This is a genomic window from Rhizobium sp. WYCCWR 11128 (assembly GCF_013416305.1).
Lineage (GTDB): Bacteria > Pseudomonadota > Alphaproteobacteria > Rhizobiales > Rhizobiaceae > Rhizobium > Rhizobium indicum.
On sequence record NZ_JACCEZ010000002.1, the window covers coordinates 348,645 to 366,651 of the forward strand.

Sequence of the window (18,007 nt, forward strand, 5' to 3'; positions counted from 1 at the left end):
TAACTGGAAATCAGACTGCTGCCGGCTCGTGATGGGTTAGCCGTTCCTCGATGCGCTCCAGCGAGCCGAGGGCGAAGAAATCGTCGAAGGAGGCGATCGGAACCTGCTCGGTCAGCTTCGTAACGAATTCGTCCGAACCAAGTTCCTCCTCGATCGCCTCCACTTCCGCCGAAAGCGGCCGGTCGACCGTATAGAAATCCGCATGTTTGCGCACGACCGCGTAGAGCATGGCGGCGACACCCTTCGGTTCATCGCCGAGAATGTCGATCGCTTGGGCAGACAGCAGCGCCTCGAGGGCTGCAAGGCGCTTCAGCGCCCGCATCTGCCGGTCGAAGCGTTCGATGACGAGCGGCAGGAAGGCCGCCTCATCCTCCAGCCCGGCTGCGACGACCAGCGACTGGGCCGACACAGGATTGGACATCGACAGCACGCGCGAGAAGATCTCGCCGGCAAGTTTGATGATCGGCCCGAAACCGGTGGCAATCCGCCCCGGCGGCACGAGATTGACCGGCAGGTCGCGCCGCTGGCCATTGCCGAGAATGACGCAGCGGTTGAAGGCGTTGCGCGCCGCATGCGCCATGCAGAGTGCTGCCGATTCGAGCAGGATCGTCACATCGAGCGGCAGCGAGCCGCCCGACGTCATCACCCGGCCTTCGACCACGACAGGATTGTCGTCCGAGCGCCCGGTGGCGGCAAGAATCTTGTGGCCGGTCGATAAGAGGTTTTCGATCACCGCGCCGAACACCTGCGCGATCATGCGCAGGCTGAGCGGGTCCTGCACATGCGTTGCCACAGGCCAGTTCCATTCGTCGGAGGCATTGCAGAGCCAGGCGCCGATCAGCGCTTCGCGCGCCGTACCGACATGCCGAACGGCTTTCCAGGGATCGCGGGAGGCGCCAAGCGCGCCGGCTGCCATCATCGCCGTCGCCAGCAGGACGCGGATCGAGGCCGCGGCGTTGCGCGTCGTTTCCGCTGCCGAGGCAAAGCTCACCGCATTGATGCTGAGCGAAGCGAGGCTGTCGCGCGGCGCCATCCGCATCGGTTCCAGCCCGGCCGCCTGGAAAGCCTCGGCCGCCTGCATCCTGTTGCCGCGATAGATTGCTTCGCCGACGCCGGTCAGCACCGCGCCGATCTGTCCCATCAAGCCGATATCCGCACAGCCGATCGAGCCGGTACGACGCACGACCGGGATGAGATCGGCCTCGAGCATCCTGATATAGGCCTGGATCAGCTCCGGCGTGCAACCGACCTGGCCGGTCAGCGCCGTGTTGATGCGGATCGCCATGGCATTGCGGACGATATTGCAGGAAAAGGGGGTGCCGGTGCCGAAATGATGGGCGCGCACCAGGCCGAGATTGAAGGTGTCGAGTTCGTCGGCCGACCACTCCACATCCTTCATGGCGCCGACGCCTGTCGTCGAGCCGTAGACCGGCATGCCGGAGGCAATCGCATCCTCGACGACCTCGCGGGCGATCGCGATGCGGGCCATGCCTGTCGCCGAAGCCGAGATCGCAGCCTTGCCCGCCCCAATCGTCACCATCTCGGCAAAGCCGAGCGGTTGTCCGGAAAGTTCGATGCCAAGGCGTTCGTGCTTCATGTGCCTATCTCCTTAAAAGTGAGATTAAGCGAGCCCTCCGTCACATGGGATATCCCAAATGCCGAACACCGCATGTTTTTGGCACGCGGTCAGCTCAGCATCCAGGCAATATAGAGAAGCGTCAATGCGATGACCCACAGCGCAATCTTGGCCGAACGGTTGTGCCGCGCTTCCGCCTTGCCGATCGCCTCCGCCGTCTCAGCATCGAAACGTAAGCCGTGCTCGCTCATATGCAGCAGCTGATGGTGGAATTTTTCGGTCTTTGCCGCGATTTCCGGCACGGCTTCGGCGAGCTTGACCGCCGCCTTCAGCCCGTCCTTGAGATCGGTGGCGATCCGTTTCGGTCCGAGATTGGTGCGGATCCAGTCGCCGACGACAGGCTCGGAGGCCTTCCACATGTTGAAGCGCGGATTGAGCATGCGCGATACGCCTTCGACCACGACCATGGTCTTCTGCAGCATCACCAGCTCCGGCCGCGTCTCCATGTCGAAGAGCTCGGTCACCTCGAACAGCAGCGTCAGCAGCTTGCCCATCGAGATCGTCTCGGCCGGCTGGCCATGGATCGGCTCACCGATTGCCCGGATCGCCTGGGCGAAGCTTTCGACATTGTGGTGGCCGGGCACATAGCCGGCTTCGAAATGCACCTCTGCAACGCGGATATAGTCGCGGGTGATGAAGCCATAGAGGATTTCGGCGAGGAACCGCCGCTCCTTCTTGCCCAGCCGCCCGACAATGCCCATGTCGACGGCGACGATCATGCCGCCCGCATCGACGAAGAGATTGCCCGGATGCATGTCGGCATGGAAGAAGCCGTCGCGCAGCGTGTGGCGCAGGAACGACTGGATCAGCGTATCGGCAAGCAGGTTGAGGTCGTGGCCCGCCGCGCGCAGGCCCTCGACATCGGACATCCTCGTGCCGTCGATCCACTCCATGGTGATGACGTCGCGCCCGGTCCGTTCCCAGTCGACCTTCGGCACGCGGAAGCCGGGATCCTTTTCGGTATTTTCGGCGATCTCGGAAAGAGCGGCCGCCTCCAGGCGGAGATCCATCTCCACCTTCGTCGTCTGCTCCAGTGTCTTCGTCACCTCGACCGGCCGCAGCCGCCGGCTGGACGGCAGGAAACGCTCCTGCATATGGGCAACGAGATACATCGCCTCGATGTCATGGGCAAAGCGCTGGCGCACGCCGGGCCGCACGATCTTGACGGCAACCTTCTTCCGGCCCTCGGCACTATCGACCTCGGCCGGATGCACCTGCGCGATCGAGGCGGCAGCGATCGGATCGCCGAAGCTTGCATAGAGCTCGCTGATCGGACGTCCGAGCGAGCCTTCGATATTGGCCTTGGCGGCGGCCGAGGGAAAGAAGGCCATCCGGTCCTGAAGCTGCGACAGGTCGTTGGCGAATTCGACGCCGACGACATCCGGCCGCGTCGCCAGGAACTGCCCGATCTTCACATAGGAGGGACCGAGCCGCTCGACCGCCTGTGCCAACCGGTCGCTGCGCTTCTGATGCCGCGCCTTGCTTCGCTCGAAAATCGTGACGAAGGATTTGGCGAGCGCCACCGGAGGCGGCAGCCCTTCGGAAGGAAGGGCAGACACGACACCCTCACGCACGAGCACCCAGCCGACGCGCCAAAGGCGGAAATATGCGCCGAAAGTACTCATGCAGGCTGGCCTGCTTGCAAATACGCGGCCAATCTCTCCACCCTCATTCCCTTCCTCGGGCTTTGCCCGAGGGATGTCACAGGAATCCAGCCACCGCGCGTCTGCGCGGTGATTGACTCAATAAGGTGTGAAGTGTCTTTCGCGCCCAAGGACTTGGACGCGCTGGATTCCTGTGACGAGCACAGGAAAGAGGGAAAGCGCGTGGCCTGCGTCATGCGTCAGAGCTTCCAGCCGGAATGGAGTGCGGCGATGCCGCCGGTATAATTGGTGAAGGTGACGCGCGAAAAGCCGGCCTGGCGGATCATTGCCGCGAAATTCTCCTGGTTCGGGAACTTGCGGATCGATTCCACCAGATACTGGTAGGGTTCGGCATCGCCGGTGATCGCCTTGCCGAACTGCGGAATGGCGTTGAACGACCAGGCGTCGTAGATCTTGTCGAGAAGCGGCATATCGACTTCGGAAAATTCCAGCACCAGCAACCGTCCGCCGCGCTTCAGGACGCGATAGGCCTCAGACAGCGCCGCATCGATCCTCGGCACGTTGCGAATGCCGAAGGCGATCGTATAGGCGTCGAAGCTGCCTGCCTCGAAAGGCAGTTCCTCGGCATTCGCCTCGACGAAGGTAAGATTGCCGGAAAGCTTCTTCTTTTCCGCCCGCTCGGCGCCGACGCCGAGCATCGAACCGTTGATGTCGAGCACCGTGGCATGCGCCTGTCTGCCCGAGGCCTCGACGATGCGGAAGGCGATATCACCAGTGCCGCCGGCAACGTCGAGTATCTTGTAGCCAGGCTCCTTGCGCGGGTTCAGCGCCGAGATCATCGCATCCTTCCAGGCGCGGTGCATGCCCATCGACATGACGTCGTTCATGATGTCGTAGCGCTTGGCGACCTTATGGAACACCTGGTTGACCAGGCCCTGCTTCTGGCCATCAGGCACTTCGCGGAAGCCGTAGGAGGTCTCCATACCGCCGTCGGCGGAAGTGCGGCTTTCTGACATCAGACTGCTCCGTTCCTGAAGATTCGGGCGCGGCGGCCATAGCGAAAGACCGCGCGCGACGTTATCTATGGGCCGCATTCTCCGCGGCACAATGGCGCTATAGCGCACATCGTCGCCGGTTGAAACACGTTAGAGATAGATGGGTTAAGATGCCGGAATTGCCAGAAGTCGAAACGGTGAAACGCGGCCTGACGCCGGCGATGGAGGGCACCCGCGTCACCAGGCTGGAGCTGCGCCGCGGCGACCTGCGCTTCCCCTTTCCCGACGCTTTCGCGGACAGGGTTTCCGGCCGCACCATCGTCGGCCTTGGCCGCCGCGCCAAATATCTGCTGGTCGATCTCGACGACGGCAACACGCTGATTTCGCATCTCGGCATGTCCGGTTCTTTTCGCATTGAGGAGGGCCATATCGACGAGGGGGCTGCCTCCGGCGTGCCGGGCGAATTCCACCATGCCCGCTCGAAGGACGAGAAGCACGATCACGTCGTCTTCCATCTGCAAGCGGCCAGCGGCCCCCGCCGCGTCGTCTACAACGATCCGCGCCGTTTCGGCTTCATGGATATGGTGGGACGCGCCGATCTCGCCGCCCATCCCTTCTTCCGCGATCTCGGCCCAGAGCCGACGGGGAACGAGCTCAGCGCCGCCTATCTGGCCGAACGCTTTCGGGACAAGGCGCAGCCGCTGAAGAGCGCGCTGCTTGACCAGAAGAACATTGCCGGTCTCGGCAATATATATGTCTGCGAAGCATTGTGGCGCGCGCATCTTTCGCCGATTCGCGCCGCCGGCACGCTGGTGACGGCGACTGGCCGGCCGAAGACGCAGCTCGACCTGCTCGTCGCTTCGATCCGCGACGTCATCGCCGACGCGATCGCCGCCGGCGGATCATCGCTGCGCGATCATATCCAGACCGACGGATCGCTCGGCTATTTCCAGCATTCCTTCTCCGTCTATGATCGCGAAAGTCAGGCTTGCCGCACGCCCGGCTGCGGCGGTACGGTCGCCCGCATCGTCCAGGCGGGTCGCTCTACCTTCTATTGCGCCACCTGCCAGAAATGAGCCTGCCAGAAGTTAAGAGTGAGAAACCGGGAGAACAGCATGGCCTATGAAACCCTGATCGTCGAAACCCGAGGCAATGTCGGCCTCGTCACGCTGAACCGCCCGCAGGCACTGAACGCGTTGAACTCCGCTGTCCTGAAGGAACTGAAAGAGGCCTATGCCGCCTTCCACGCCGACGAGACGGTCGGAGCGATCGTGCTGACCGGTTCCGAGCGCGCCTTTGCTGCCGGCGCCGATATCAAGGAGATGCAGCCGCTTGAGTTCGCCGATATCTATAAGAGTGATTTCATCAGCGGCTGGGATGAGGTCGCCAAGGCGCGCAAGCCGGTGATCGCTGCCGTCAGCGGTTTTGCGCTCGGCGGCGGCTGTGAGCTCGCCATGATGTGCGATTTCATCATCGCCTCGGAGACGGCGAAGTTCGGCCAGCCGGAAATCACCCTCGGCGTCATTCCCGGCATGGGCGGCTCGCAGCGGCTGACGCGCGCCGTCGGCAAGGCGAAGGCAATGGATCTCATCCTGACCGGCCGCATGATGGATGCGGCGGAAGCTGAACGATCGGGACTCGTTTCGCGTGTGGTGGCGCCCGATCGCCTGCTCGAAGAGGCTTTTGCCGCAGCCGAAAAGATCGCTGCGCTGTCGCGCCCCTCGGTGATGATGGCCAAGGAGGCGGTCAACCGTGCATTCGAGACGACGCTGGAGGAGGGCTTGCGTTTCGAGCGCCGCCTGTTTCACAGTCTCTTTGCCACGGACGACCAGAAAGAAGGCATGGCCGCCTTCGTCGAGAAGCGCAAACCTGCTTTTACGCACCGTTGAATGCTTTTCGGTGCTTGCCGGTGGTAAAGCTTGAAAATCCGCGTTGACGTGGGCCGGCTTTAGAGTTATATGCCCGCCCACGGTTCGGAAAGCCGGTTTGGTTTTCCGCGATTGCTCCCGCATTGCTGGATTTTGTGGCCGCAGGGCCCGCGGTAATGGCGGAGTTTGTTCGAATTCTTGAGAGAGGCATCCATGGCCAATACAACTTCGGCGAAAAAAGCGACCCGCAAGATCGCCCGCCGTACCGACGTCAATAAGGCTCGTCGCTCGCGCGTTCGTACTTTCGTTCGCCAGGTCGAAGAGGCCATCGCATCCGGTGACGCCGCCAAGGCGAAGGAAGCTTTCCTGGCGGCTCAGCCCGAGCTTGCCCGCGCCGCCAGCAAGGGCGTGCTGCATTCCAACACGGCATCGCGCAAGGTCTCGCGTCTGGCTGCTCGTGTGAAGGCTCTTTCGGTCACCACGACCGCGTAATCTTCCGTTAAGGACTTCTTCTTTATGATTAGCCCGGTAATTTTACCGGGCTTTTTCGATTCCGCCGATCAGCCCCTGCATGGTTAATCTCACGACTGTTTCGTGTCAGCGCCATGACAGGAAAAGGCGTTTAAAAACAATGACTTGCGCAAGGATGCTTTTGCACTGCGCGACTCTGCCCCAAGCTTCCGGGACCACAGGCGAGTCAAGAGGATTTTATTTTTTTTCTTTCAATGCGTGTCAAAATAGCCCGAACGGGGGAATCTCTTTGATTCAACTGCGATTCTTTTTTGACGCTGGTGTGACGCCCGAAAACGGCAGGCGGAGTCAATGGCCGCTTGTTAATTTTGCGTAAAATTCATCGTTGATATTGCCGTTTGATCCTGCCTAAATGGCTTTCAACAAAGGGCGCGGACATCACCTGCAGAGGCTCAGTTTTGACTGCCACGTCGGCAGGGCGATGAGTTTGTGCCTTTTGTTACGGAGCCCTGCGCTTCCGTTTTTTCAAGCACTCGACGGATTTGAGCCGTAACGTGGCTGTTACGGAGCGGGGATGTTTTGTGCCTTCAGTGGCCGCACGTTTAAGGCGAGGCCGCCGGAGAAGGTAAAGTAATATTGCGTTCGGGCTGGTCGGCCGAAAACGAGGTTCGACCGCCAGCCTGACATGGAAAGCCGATGAAGGTTGCCGCATGAATGCGGCCCCTGCAACGGAGTTCTGCGTCGGTCCCATTGAGGGGCCAGTGTTTTGAGTGAACCGGCAGGCGAGCGGCTCATGAGGATCCGTCAGCCCGCCAAAGCGGGGAATGATCGGGCGGCCGTTTTAGCGGATGCCGCCCGGTGGAATTGAAAGGCGGCATTATGCAGATGAATACGATGACGACGGGCGGGCTCGACAATGGGGATGCGGCACCGCAGACGTTCGGCTCCATTCGCCTCGAAGTGGGCGAAGCAAAGGCGGAAATGAAGCAGAACGTATTGTTTGAGCGCGTCAGCGCGCGCTTGAAGGCCCAGGTCGGCCCTGACGTCTATGCCAGCTGGTTTGCCAGGCTGAAGCTGCATTCGGTCTCGAAGAGCGTGGTTCGCCTTTCGGTTCCCACGACCTTCCTGAAGTCATGGATCAACAATCGTTATCTCGATCTCATCACCGGTCTGTTCCAGGCCGAGGATCCGGAAATTCTGAAAATCGAAGTCCTGGTACGCACGGCAACGCGCCACGGCACGAAGGCGCTCGATGAGGCGGTCGCGCCGGAACCAGCCGCCCCCACGCAGATGCGCCGCCCGACAAGCGCGCAGCCGGCCGGTCAGGCCGTCCAGCAGGCGGTTTCGGCTGTTGCCGCCGCAAGGCCAGCAAGCTTTGGCTCGCCGCTCTTCGGTTCGCCGCTCGATAGCCGCTTCACCTTCGACACCTTCGTGGAAGGCAGCTCGAACCGGGTCGCACTTGCGGCTGCAAAGACCATCGCAGAAGCTGGTCAAGGCGCCGTGCGCTTCAACCCGCTCTTCATCCATTCGACCGTCGGCCTCGGCAAGACCCATTTGCTGCAGGCGGTCGCCAATGCCGCGGTGCAGAACCCGCGGGCTCTGCGTGTCGTCTATCTGACGGCCGAATATTTCATGTGGCGCTTTGCCACCGCGATCCGCGACAATGATGCGCTGACGCTGAAGGATTCGCTGCGCAACATCGATCTCCTGATCATCGACGACATGCAGTTCCTGCAGGGCAAGATGATCCAGCATGAATTCTGCCATCTCCTGAACATGCTGCTCGACAGCGCCAAGCAGGTCGTCGTTGCTGCCGACCGTGCGCCCTGGGAGCTGGAGTCGCTCGACCCCCGCGTTCGCTCGCGCCTGCAGGGCGGTGTCGCGATCGAATTCGACGCGCCGGATTACGAGATGCGTCTCGAAATCCTCAAGCGTCGCCTTGCTGTCGCCCGGCTCGAAGATCCGTCGCTCGAAATTCCGGCCGAACTGCTCCAGCATGTCGCCCGCAACGTCACGGCCAGCGGCCGCGAACTCGAAGGCGCCTTCAACCAGTTGGTCTTCCGCCGCTCCTTCGAGCCGAACCTGTCGATCGAACGCGTCGACGAACTGCTCGCCCATCTGGTCGGCTCCGGCGAGCCGCGCCGTGTGCGCATCGAGGATATCCAGCGCATCGTCGCAAGGCACTACAATGTCTCGCGCCAGGAACTGGTGTCGAACCGCCGCACCCGCGTCATCGTCAAGCCGCGCCAGATCGCCATGTATCTGTCGAAGACGCTGACGCCGCGCTCCTTCCCGGAGATCGGCCGCCGGTTCGGCGGGCGCGATCACACGACCGTGCTGCATGCGGTGCGCAAGATTGAGGAGCTGATTTCGGGAGACACCAAGCTTTCGCACGAAGTCGAGCTTCTGAAGCGCCTGATCAACGAATAATCGACTAGTTTTTCCGAAAAATCGACGGCCGGAAGCGATTCCGGCCGTTTTCCTTTATAAGTTTTTTATTCTATACCTCCCGCGCATCCAGTGCATGTCAAAGACTGAAGCGCCAAAACGGCGCGTGGGAGGAATGAATGAGTTTCGAAAAGATCGCCGTTCTCGGCCTGGGCAAGGTCGGACGGCTGGCGGCGACGCTGTTGCATGAAGGCGGCTTCGATGTCATCGGCGTCGACGCGCAATTGCCGCTGAGCGACGTCCCCTTCAAGTGCCGCACCGGCGATATCTCCGACCCCCAGGTGATCGGCGAACTGCTCGCGAATGTCGAGGCGGTGCTCTCCTGCCTGCCCTATCATTTGAACATCGAGCTGGCGCGTGCCGCCCATCTTGCCGGTATCCATTATTTCGATCTGACCGAAGACGTTCCGACCACCAATTTCATCATCGAGCTGTCGAAGACCGCCCGCGGGCTGATGGCGCCGCAATGCGGCTTGGCGCCGGGTTTCGTCGGCATCGTCGGCGCAAGCCTGGCCGACGGCTTCGATCGCTGCCGGTCGATCCGCATGCGCGTCGGCGCCCTGCCGCAGCATCCGACCGGGCTGCTCGGCTACGCCTTCAACTGGTCGCCCGAGGGCGTCGTCAACGAATATCTGAACGACTGCGAGGTCATCGAGGGCGGTGTGCGCAAGCTCGTCTCGCCGATGGAATGGCACGAGACCGTCTATGTCGGCGGCGTCAAGCTCGAAGCCTTCACGACGTCGGGCGGCCTTGGCACCATGTGCGATACGATGCTCGGCAAGATCGACAATCTCGACTACAAGACCATGCGTTATCCCGGCCATATGGAGCTGATGAACTTCTTCTTCCACGAGCTGTTGATGCGCGACAAGCGCAAGCTCGCCGGCGAGATCCTGACCAATGCCAAGCCGCCGGTTGAAGACGATGTCGTCTATGTCCATGTCGCCGCCGAGGGCACCGAGAATGGCAGCCTGCGCCGCAAGGAGTTCGTGCGCGCCTATTACCCGATCGAGATTGCCGGGGCGCGCCGCACGGCGATCGCCTGGACGACGTCAGCCTCCGTCGTCGCCGTCATCGAGATGGTCCGCGACGGTCTGCTGCCGGCGACCGGCTTCCTGCACCAGGAGCATATTCCGCTGGAGATGTTTTTGAAGACACCGACCGGCAGCCTCTTCAAGGCCGGTGCCACCAGCCACGGCTGAGAAATGCCCTCAGGTGCGGCGGCAATATCGATGCCGCCGTGCCGCAAATCCAGCCCGACGCGTCAGCAGGCGAGATCGGCGACGACGGAATCGAGGATCAGCATGCCTGATGGCGTGCAGCGCAGGCGTGAATTGCCGATCCGCTCGATGAATTTGTGTTCGAGCAGGAATTCCTCGCGTTTCGGGTCGAGGTCGCGGCCCGAAAGCTGCTGCCAGCGGGCAAGATCGACGCCTTCCCTCAGCCGCAGCCCCATCAGCAGCAGCTCGTCGGACTGCTCCTCGAAGCCGAGCCGCTCCTCGTCGAGAATGCCGTGCCCATCACGCTCGACCATGTCGAGCCAGGTTTCCGGCTTGCGCTCGGTCGCCGTCGCGAGCTTCTCCGGGCCACGCGTCAGCCGGCCATGGGCGCCCGGGCCGATGCCGGCATAGTCGCCATAGCGCCAGTAGGTCAGGTTATGCCGGCTTTCGGCCCCCGGCCGGGCATGATTGGAAACCTCATAGGCCGGCATTCCCTCACGCGCGGTGATCTCCTGCGTCGCCTCGTAGAGCAATGCCGATTGCTCGCCATCCGGCACGATCAGCTTGCCGGCCTTGTGCAGGCCGTAGAAGGGCGTGCCTTCCTCGATGGTCAGCTGATAGAGCGAAAGATGATCGACCGCGTAGGAGATCGCCTCCTTCAGTTCCGTTTCCCATTCCTCGACCGTCTGATTGGGTCGGGCATAGATCAGGTCGAAGGACATGCGCGGGAAGATGTCGCGCGCCAGCCTTATCGCCTTCAGCGCGTCGGCGACATCATGCAGCCGGCCGAGGAATTTCAGATCCCGGTCGTTCAGCGCCTGCACGCCGAGCGAGACGCGATTGACGCCGGCCGCCCGATAGCCGCGGAACCGTTCGGCCTCGACGCTCGAAGGATTGGCCTCCATGGTGATCTCGATGCCATCTGGCACATGCCAGTGCCGCGCAATGCCGTCGAGAATGGCCGAGACCGTTTCCGGCTTCATCAGCGAGGGCGTGCCGCCGCCGAGAAAGACGCTCGTCACCGTCTTCGGCCCGCTGATCGCCCGGACCGCCGCCATCTCCGTCAGGAAGGCTGATGTAAAGCGCTCCTGATCCACGGGCTGATGGCGCACATGGCTGTTGAAGTCGCAATAGGGACACTTCGCCGCGCAGAAGGGCCAATGCACATAGACGCCGAAGCCCGGCTCGCCGGTATCAGGCAGCAGAGCCGCGTCGCGCGAGGTGCTTGGCGTGTCGAAATTGTCCACGGACCGACTCTATGCCTCCAGGCAGGTTTCGACAAAGAGTTTGAAGGCGCGGGCACGGTGCGACAGCGCTTGCGGCTTGCCGACGTTCCAGCCGTGTTTTTCCTCGCCGCTCATTTCGCCGAAGGTGATGTCGTAGCCCTCGGGCTGGAAGACCGGATCGTAGCCGAAGCCCTGCGTGCCGCGCGGCGGCCAGACGACGCTGCCTTCCACCTCGCCGCGAAACAGCTCCGTATGCCCATCCGGCCAGGCAAGGCAGAGCACGCTGATGAAACGCGCCGTGCGCTGTTCCGGCTTTGTCGCGCCCGCGTCCTGCAGCGCCTTTTCCACCTTGGCCATCGCCATGTCGAAATCGCGCGTGCCGTCTGCCCTCTCCGCCCAATTGGCGGTGTAGACACCGGGATCGCCGCCGAGTGCATCGACCACCAGCCCGGAATCGTCCGACAGCGCCGGCATGCCGGCGGCATTGGCCGAGGCGACCGCCTTGATCGTCGCATTCTCCTCGAAGCTCGTGCCCGTCTCATCCGGTTCGACGAAATTCAGCTCGGCGGCCGATTTGGCGGTGAAGCCGAGCGGCCCGATCAATTCCTGGATCTCGCGGATCTTGCCGGCATTGTGGCTGGCGACGACGATGGTCTTCGTTTCAAGCTTGCGCATTCAGATATCCTGTTCGATGCCCCAGATTTTAGCCTCCGCGCATTCCAGGCTGTTGCCATCAGGATCGCGGAAATAGATCGAACGGCCGCCGTTCGGCCAGTGCACTTCGGATTCGATCGCAACGCCCGCCGCGGTCAGCCGCTCGGCCATGGCATCGATATTGCGGCCGGACACCCGGAAACAGGCATGGCCCTGGCCGCTCGTGCCGTGCGGCGGCACCTGCAGTGCTTCAGACGCTGGCGGCTTTACCGTTTCCTCGGGATTGAAGATCAGGAGAACGCCCGGACCGCAGCGGAAGAAGACATGCCGGTTGGCGGCGCGGGCGATCTTTTCAAGCCCGAGAACGTCTTCGTAGAACGTCTCGGCCTTATCGAGATCCCGCGCATAGAGCGCTGTTTCCAACATGCCTTCCAGCATGGGGTTCATCCTTCGACGGCTTGCTTCTGCAGCGCCACGAGTTCGCCGATGCCGTTCCTGGCAAGCTGCATCAGCGAGGTGAATTCGCCCTCGCTGAACGGCGTGCCTTCGGCCGTGCCCTGGATCTCGACGATCCCGCCGGTGCCCGTCATGACGAAATTCGCATCGGTCTCGGCCGAGGAATCCTCGAGGTAATCGAGATCGATCACCGGCTGGCTGGCGAAGATACCGCAGGAGATGGCGGCGACGTGATCCTTGAGGACCCGGTCGACCTTGATCATGTTGCGGCTTTCCATCCATTTCAGGCAGTCGTAAAGCGCGATCCAGCCACCGGTGATCGAGGCGGTCCGCGTGCCGCCATCGGCCTGGATGACGTCGCAATCGAGCGTGATCTGCCGCTCGCCGAGCGCCTGCAGGTCGACGACGGCGCGCAGCGACCGACCGATCAGCCGCTGGATTTCCTGGGTGCGGCCGCCCTGCTTGCCGGCGGCGGCTTCGCGCTTCATGCGTTCGCCGGTCGCCCGCGGCAGCATGCCGTATTCGGCCGTGACCCAGCCCTTGCCGGTATTGCGCAGCCATGGCGGCGTCTTTTCTTCGAGGCTCGCCGTGCAGAGCACATGCGTGTCGCCGAACTTCACCAGGCAGGAGCCTTCCGCATGCTTGGAAAAATTGCGCTCGAACGAGACCTTGCGCATCTGGTCGATTTTTCTGCCTGAAGGCCGCATTCTTATCTCCTGGGGTTTATTTGACCGCTTCTACGATTGGCGGCGCTCATTTGCAAATTCCCTTTTGCCACGGGTGTGAGTTTGACTTACTTTTCGGGAAGTATCATCAGCACGGGTTCGAAAGCTTCATGGGCATCAGGTCGACGTCGGTTTCGGATGCCGTAGCTGCGCTGGACGAGCGCTCCAGGGAAATTTTTCGTCGCATCGTCGAAGGTTATCTGGAAAGCGGCGAGCCGCTCGGTTCACGCAACCTGTCCCGTATCCTGCCGATGTCGCTGTCGCCGGCCTCGGTGCGCAATGTCATGAGCGATCTCGAAGAGCTCGGCCTGATCTATTCGCCGCATGTCAGCGCCGGCCGGTTGCCGACCCAGATCGGCCTGCGCTTCTTCGTCGACGCCTTCATGCAGGTCGGCGATCTCTCGGCCGAGGAGCGCGCCAACATCGACCGCCAGGTGCGGGTCGAAAGTGGCGGCAATCCCGTCGAATCGATGATGAACGAGGCAAGCCGCATGTTATCCGGCATTTCGCGCGGCGCCGGCCTCGTCATCACCTCGAAAAGCGATCCGGTGCTGAAACATGTCGAGTTCATCCGGCTCGAACCGACAAAGGCGCTGGCCGTGCTCGTCGGCGACCATGATCAGGTGGAAAATCGCATCATCGAGCTGCCGGCGGGCGTCACCTCCTCGCAGCTGACGGAAGCTGCGAATTTTCTCAATGCCCATATGTCCGGCCAGACCCTGCCGGAGCTTCGCAAACAGTTAAGCCGGTTGAAGGACGACGTCCGTCACGAGCTCGATGCCCTGTCACGCGATCTGGTCGAGCGCGGCATTGCTGTCTGGGCCGGCAGCCCGGACGAGGGAAAGCCCACGCAGCTGATCATCCGCGGCCGCGCCAACCTGCTCGAAGGCCTCGCCGGCGCCGAGGATCTCGACCGGCTGCGCCTGCTGTTCGACGATCTCGAGAAGAAGGACAGCCTGATCGAGATCCTCAATCTCGCCGAAAGCGGTTCGGGCGTGCGCATCTTCATCGGTTCGGAAAACAAGCTCTTCTCGCTGTCCGGCTCGTCGCTCATCGTCGCGCCCTATCGTGACGACGACGATCGCATCGTCGGTGCCGTCGGCGTCATCGGCCCGACGCGGCTCAATTATTCGCGCATCGTGCCGATGGTGGACTACACAGCCCAGCTCGTCTCCCGCCTTTCGCGCAATCAGCTTTGACGCGCAGCTATCAGTCACGCGGAATTTTCGCTTCTTTGTCACGCAGACTTGATTTTTTTCGGTCAAACCTCGATATCGGGCGCATCTGAAGACACCAACCGGAGACCGTCATGACCGATGACACGACGAAAAACGGACCTGACGCAACTGCGGCCGATGCCGCAGCCGACGCTGCCGCCTACGTCGAGAACGAAACTGCGCAGCAAGAGCCCGCCCAGCCGGACCCGATCGAGCTTCTGAAAGCCGAAAACGGCGAACTGCGTGACCGCTATCTGCGCCTTGCTGCCGAGATGGACAATCTGCGCCGCCGCACCGAGCGCGAAGTGAAGGATGCCAAGTCCTATTCCGTCGCCGGCTTTGCGCGCGACATGCTCGCCGTGTCCGACAATCTGCGTCGCGCGCTCGATGCCATCCCTCCGGAGACCAGGGCTGCGGCCGATGCCGGCCTGAGCACGCTGATCGAGGGTGTCGAGATGACCGAGCGCGCCATGCTGTCGGCTCTCGAGCGCCATGGCGTTCGCAAGCTGGAGCCGGTCGGCCAGAAGTTCGATCCGAATTTCCATCAGGCGATGTTCGAGGTGCCGAACCCGGACGTGCCGAATAACACGGTCGTCCAGGTCGTGCAGGCCGGCTTCACCATTGGCGAGCGCGTGCTGCGCCCGGCCATGGTCGGTGTCGCCAAGGGCGGTCCGAAGCCGGCCGAAGCCGAAACCAACTCTGTCTTCGACGAAAAAGACGCCTGAGATCGTTTCCTTTCCTCCTCGCGAGGAAGGGAAATCGAAGTTTTAGATGCGGGCGAAGCGTTCGATCAGCAGATCGAAGAAGCCGTCCGCATCGACATGGCGCATGACCCTGGCATTGCGCTTGCGCTCGGTCACGTGCCACCAGTCGACGACCGTCATGCCGACGGTAAGTTCGGACTGGACCTCGATCTCGACATTGCAGTCCCGGCCCTGGAAAAGCTCCTGCTTCAGCAGGTAGGCGACAACGGTCGGGTCGTGCAGCGGTCCGCCGTCGGAACCGTATTTCTCGATGTCGAACCGCTCGAAGAATTCCAGCATCTCGACCATGGCCTTTGCCGGCGCCGTGCCGATTTCGGCCATGCGCTTCACCCGGTCCTTGCGGGTCAGCAATTGATGCGTCACGTCAAGCGGCATCATCACGATCGGAACGCCTGAGCGGAAGACAATATCGGCGGCCTCGGGATCGACATAGATGTTGAATTCGGCTGCCGGCGTGATGTTGCCGCCCTCGAAGAAGCCGCCGCCCATCATCACCAGCTCGCGGATGCGGGGGACGATGTCGGGCGCCTTCTGGAAGGCCATGCCGATATTGGTGAGCGGCCCGAGCGTACACAGCGTCACCGTGCCTTCCGGCTCGCGGCGCAGCGTCTCGATAATGAAGTCGACGGCATGGCCGGGCTGCAGCGCCATCGTCGGTTCGCTGAGATCAGGACCGTCGAGGCCGGTCTTGCCGTGCACATGTTCGGCCGTCACCAGCTTGCGGGCGATCGGTGCGTCGGCGCCGGCGAAAACCTTGGTCTCCGTCCGGCCGCAGAGCTCGCAGACGATCCGCGCATTGCGGCTGGTGAGCGAAAGCGGCACGTTGCCGGCGACCGTGGTGATCCCCAGAACCTCCAGCTCATCGGGACTGCCGAAGGCAAGCATGATGGCGGCCGCGTCGTCCTGGCCGGGATCCGTGTCGATGATGATCTTTCTTGCGCTTGCCATTCCGATCGTTCCATCCTCGCACTGCGTGTTATCGGGCATGCACCGATTTCTTCACGTCCCGTCACAAATCAGCACATTCCGCGCGGGCATGTTTTGATGCGAGGCAGCAGACGCTTTGTCAAGGAAAGAGCCTGACGCCACCGCCTTAAATTGAGAGGCCGACGCCGGCACGTCGCGCCCCATGCCTTGCAGCGCCGGGCTCCTCTCCCCATATTAGCGGCATCCGGATGCTGCCCTTAAGGTCCGGGATGGTCGCTTGCATCAAGGACTTGAAAAGAGATGAGCCGCATTACCCCTTTCGCCAGCCCGCTGCTTCTGGGTTTCGATGCCATGGAAAAGACGCTGGAGCGCATTTCCAAGGCGAGTGACGGATATCCGCCCTATAATATCGAACGCATCGCCGCCGACACCGGCGCGCCGGAACGTCTGCGCATTACCCTTGCCGTGGCCGGCTTCAGCGAGGAGGAACTCGATGTCTCCATTGAGGAGAACCAGCTTGTGATCCGCGGCCGCCAGGTCGAACACGGCGAGCGGGACTATCTTTATCGCGGCATCGCCGCCCGTCAGTTCCAGCGCACCTTCGTTCTTGCCGACGGCATGCAGGTGCTGGGTGCGGCCCTGAAGAACGGTCTGCTCTCCGTCGATCTAATTCGTCCGGAACCCGCGCGCATGGTCAAGAAAATTAACATTTCGGTCTCACAGTAGCACAACGGTTTGTCGAACCGTTGGTCCCTTCTCCCGGAGGAACAGGAATGTTGATGAAAGAAGCCACGTCTCACTTGACCAAATCCGAGCTTGCCCACATCGGCAACGGCGAGGTCGCCTATATCAGAAAAATGCGCACCGATGAGGTCGCCAAGTGCTTTCCCGAGGCGCCGGATATCGATCCGAATGTCGATCTCTGGGCACTCTTCGGCGCCGACGGCACGCCGATCCTTTTGACGGACAACCGCTCCAGCACCTTCTTCAAGGCTGCCGAGGACGAATTGAAGACGGTCAGCCTGCACTGACCGTCAAGGCCGTCTGCTACGTTTCACTGCTTGCGGTGCGCGGTCGCTCTATTCGATTTCGCTGCGGTCGGGACGGATGTCGCGACATATGTGCGTAGCTCTTTCGACGCCTTGTGTGCGATGACTTTGAAAATCCAGGATTCGGTAGCAACTGCACCAGCCTTATAGAGCTATGGCAACTATGCAGACTTTGCTGCTGTTGCATCCATTCTGCTTACCGCGTCGCCAGCATTGGTAAGATCAAACCCCATCCGGTCTCTTGGGGTGGTCCAGACGGTTCGAACCCCAACTTCTTATAGACGGCTATCGCCCGTTCATTGTCTGGATGCGGATCGGTCGCGATCACAGGTGCGCCCTCATCGAAAAGAGCCTGCATCCTCATTCCGATAAACGCTGAACCGTGTCCAACGCCGACCATTTGGGGGTCTCCGATATATTGATCAATTCCCCGCGACCCTTTGGGAAGGCTGGCAAAATGGTGATCTTCCCATCCGTGGACCGTGTAGTCCTGCAAGAACGCAAATGGTCGTTCGTTAATTGAAATGATCCAGCGAGCCACCCGAGGGTCAATCAGTTCTGCTTCACCATACGGCTCACCAGAACCCCACCATTCCAGGACATGCGGGTTCGACCGCCACGCCTTCATTAAAGCGAGATCATCCAGGGTTGCTCTGCGAAACTCGTACGGATTGGTCGCCAACATTAGATCGCTCTAGCAGATTGTGCGACGGTGAGTATGGGCCGAAAGCCGTCAGGTAGGCCACT

18 protein-coding genes are annotated in these 18,007 nt (G+C 61.7%); 9 read left to right on the forward strand and 9 right to left on the reverse strand.

Annotated features, from left to right (window positions below; genetic code table 11):
* Positions 1-10: 10 nt before the first annotated feature.
* The 3 genes from HX898_RS09355 to ubiE form a co-directional block, all read right to left on the reverse strand.
* Entirely contained in the window at positions 11-1,597 is a 1,587-nt protein-coding gene (locus tag HX898_RS09355; RefSeq protein WP_138332273.1) for an aromatic amino acid lyase, read from the reverse strand.
* Between the two features lie 89 nt (positions 1,598-1,686).
* Complete coding sequence (gene ubiB, locus HX898_RS09360; RefSeq protein WP_138332274.1) at positions 1,687-3,261, reverse strand: 2-polyprenylphenol 6-hydroxylase; 1,575 nt, start codon at positions 3,259-3,261, stop codon at positions 1,687-1,689.
* A 218-nt stretch (positions 3,262-3,479) separates the two neighbouring features.
* A complete protein-coding gene (gene ubiE, locus HX898_RS09365; protein WP_138332276.1) occupies positions 3,480-4,256 on the reverse strand; it encodes a bifunctional demethylmenaquinone methyltransferase/2-methoxy-6-polyprenyl-1,4-benzoquinol methylase UbiE in 777 nt (258 codons plus the stop codon).
* 149 nt (positions 4,257-4,405) lie between these two features.
* Here ubiE and mutM point away from each other — a divergent pair, with 149 nt between their 5' ends.
* The 5 genes from mutM to HX898_RS09390 all read left to right on the forward strand — a co-directional run bounded on the left by mutM (position 4,406) and on the right by HX898_RS09390 (position 10,224).
* Positions 4,406-5,311 (forward strand): bifunctional DNA-formamidopyrimidine glycosylase/DNA-(apurinic or apyrimidinic site) lyase, encoded by a 906-nt coding sequence (gene mutM, locus HX898_RS09370; protein ID WP_138332277.1) that lies wholly within the window; start codon positions 4,406-4,408, stop codon positions 5,309-5,311.
* Between the two features lie 39 nt (positions 5,312-5,350).
* Positions 5,351-6,124, forward strand: a complete 774-nt coding sequence (locus HX898_RS09375) for an enoyl-CoA hydratase (RefSeq protein ID WP_138332278.1) — start codon at positions 5,351-5,353, stop codon at positions 6,122-6,124.
* A 192-nt stretch (positions 6,125-6,316) separates the two neighbouring features.
* The gene (rpsT, locus tag HX898_RS09380) at positions 6,317-6,595 is read left to right on the forward strand and encodes a 30S ribosomal protein S20 (RefSeq protein ID WP_003544819.1); all 279 of its coding nucleotides are present in this window, start codon (positions 6,317-6,319) and stop codon (positions 6,593-6,595) included.
* Between the two features lie 858 nt (positions 6,596-7,453).
* A complete protein-coding gene (gene dnaA, locus HX898_RS09385; protein WP_138332279.1) occupies positions 7,454-9,004 on the forward strand; it encodes a chromosomal replication initiator protein DnaA in 1,551 nt (516 codons plus the stop codon).
* Between the two features lie 137 nt (positions 9,005-9,141).
* Positions 9,142-10,224, forward strand: coding sequence for a saccharopine dehydrogenase C-terminal domain-containing protein (locus HX898_RS09390; RefSeq protein ID WP_138332280.1), 1,083 nt, complete (start codon positions 9,142-9,144; stop codon positions 10,222-10,224).
* Positions 10,225-10,286: 62 nt separating this feature from the next.
* Here HX898_RS09390 and hemW read toward each other — a convergent pair whose 3' ends face one another.
* From hemW to rph, 4 genes are read right to left on the reverse strand one after another with little or no spacing between them, the layout of a single operon-like run.
* Positions 10,287-11,489: a radical SAM family heme chaperone HemW gene (hemW, locus tag HX898_RS09395; protein WP_138332281.1), complete on the reverse strand. Its 1,203-nt coding sequence runs from the start codon at positions 11,487-11,489 to the stop codon at positions 10,287-10,289.
* Between the two features lie 9 nt (positions 11,490-11,498).
* Positions 11,499-12,143, reverse strand: a complete 645-nt coding sequence (rdgB, locus tag HX898_RS09400; RefSeq protein ID WP_129417677.1) for an RdgB/HAM1 family non-canonical purine NTP pyrophosphatase — start codon at positions 12,141-12,143, stop codon at positions 11,499-11,501.
* Positions 12,144-12,569 carry a VOC family protein gene (locus tag HX898_RS09405; RefSeq protein WP_138332282.1) on the reverse strand — a complete coding sequence of 142 codons (426 nt, stop codon included), beginning with the start codon at positions 12,567-12,569 and terminating at the stop codon, positions 12,144-12,146.
* On the reverse strand, positions 12,566-13,285 hold the full coding sequence (rph, locus tag HX898_RS09410) for a ribonuclease PH (RefSeq protein ID WP_011650181.1): 720 nt from the start codon (positions 13,283-13,285) through the stop codon (positions 12,566-12,568). The genes HX898_RS09405 and rph overlap by 4 nt, the downstream gene beginning before the upstream one ends.
* A 128-nt stretch (positions 13,286-13,413) precedes the next feature.
* On the opposite strand from rph, the gene hrcA reads away from it, so the two are divergent.
* A complete protein-coding gene (gene hrcA / locus HX898_RS09415; RefSeq protein WP_003544833.1) occupies positions 13,414-14,502 on the forward strand; it encodes a heat-inducible transcriptional repressor HrcA in 1,089 nt (362 codons plus the stop codon).
* A gap of 110 nt (positions 14,503-14,612) precedes the next feature.
* The gene (grpE, locus tag HX898_RS09420; protein WP_065281958.1) at positions 14,613-15,245 is read left to right on the forward strand and encodes a nucleotide exchange factor GrpE; all 633 of its coding nucleotides are present in this window, start codon (positions 14,613-14,615) and stop codon (positions 15,243-15,245) included.
* A gap of 42 nt (positions 15,246-15,287) precedes the next feature.
* On the opposite strand, the gene HX898_RS09425 is transcribed toward grpE, so the two are convergent.
* The gene (locus tag HX898_RS09425) at positions 15,288-16,232 is read right to left on the reverse strand and encodes a nucleoside hydrolase (protein ID WP_138332283.1); all 945 of its coding nucleotides are present in this window, start codon (positions 16,230-16,232) and stop codon (positions 15,288-15,290) included.
* A gap of 279 nt (positions 16,233-16,511) precedes the next feature.
* Between HX898_RS09425 and HX898_RS09430 the strand changes: the two genes are divergently transcribed.
* Together HX898_RS09430 and HX898_RS09435 are read left to right on the forward strand one after the other, a co-directional pair.
* Positions 16,512-16,937, forward strand: coding sequence for an Hsp20 family protein (locus HX898_RS09430; RefSeq protein ID WP_138332284.1), 426 nt, complete (start codon positions 16,512-16,514; stop codon positions 16,935-16,937).
* 47 nt (positions 16,938-16,984) lie between these two features.
* Positions 16,985-17,242 (forward strand): DUF1150 family protein, encoded by a 258-nt coding sequence (locus HX898_RS09435; protein WP_003544838.1) that lies wholly within the window; start codon positions 16,985-16,987, stop codon positions 17,240-17,242.
* Between the two features lie 214 nt (positions 17,243-17,456).
* On the opposite strand, the gene HX898_RS09440 is transcribed toward HX898_RS09435, so the two are convergent.
* Positions 17,457-17,945, reverse strand: a complete 489-nt coding sequence (locus tag HX898_RS09440; protein WP_138332285.1) for a GNAT family N-acetyltransferase — start codon at positions 17,943-17,945, stop codon at positions 17,457-17,459.
* Between the last annotated feature and the right edge of the window lie 62 nt (positions 17,946-18,007).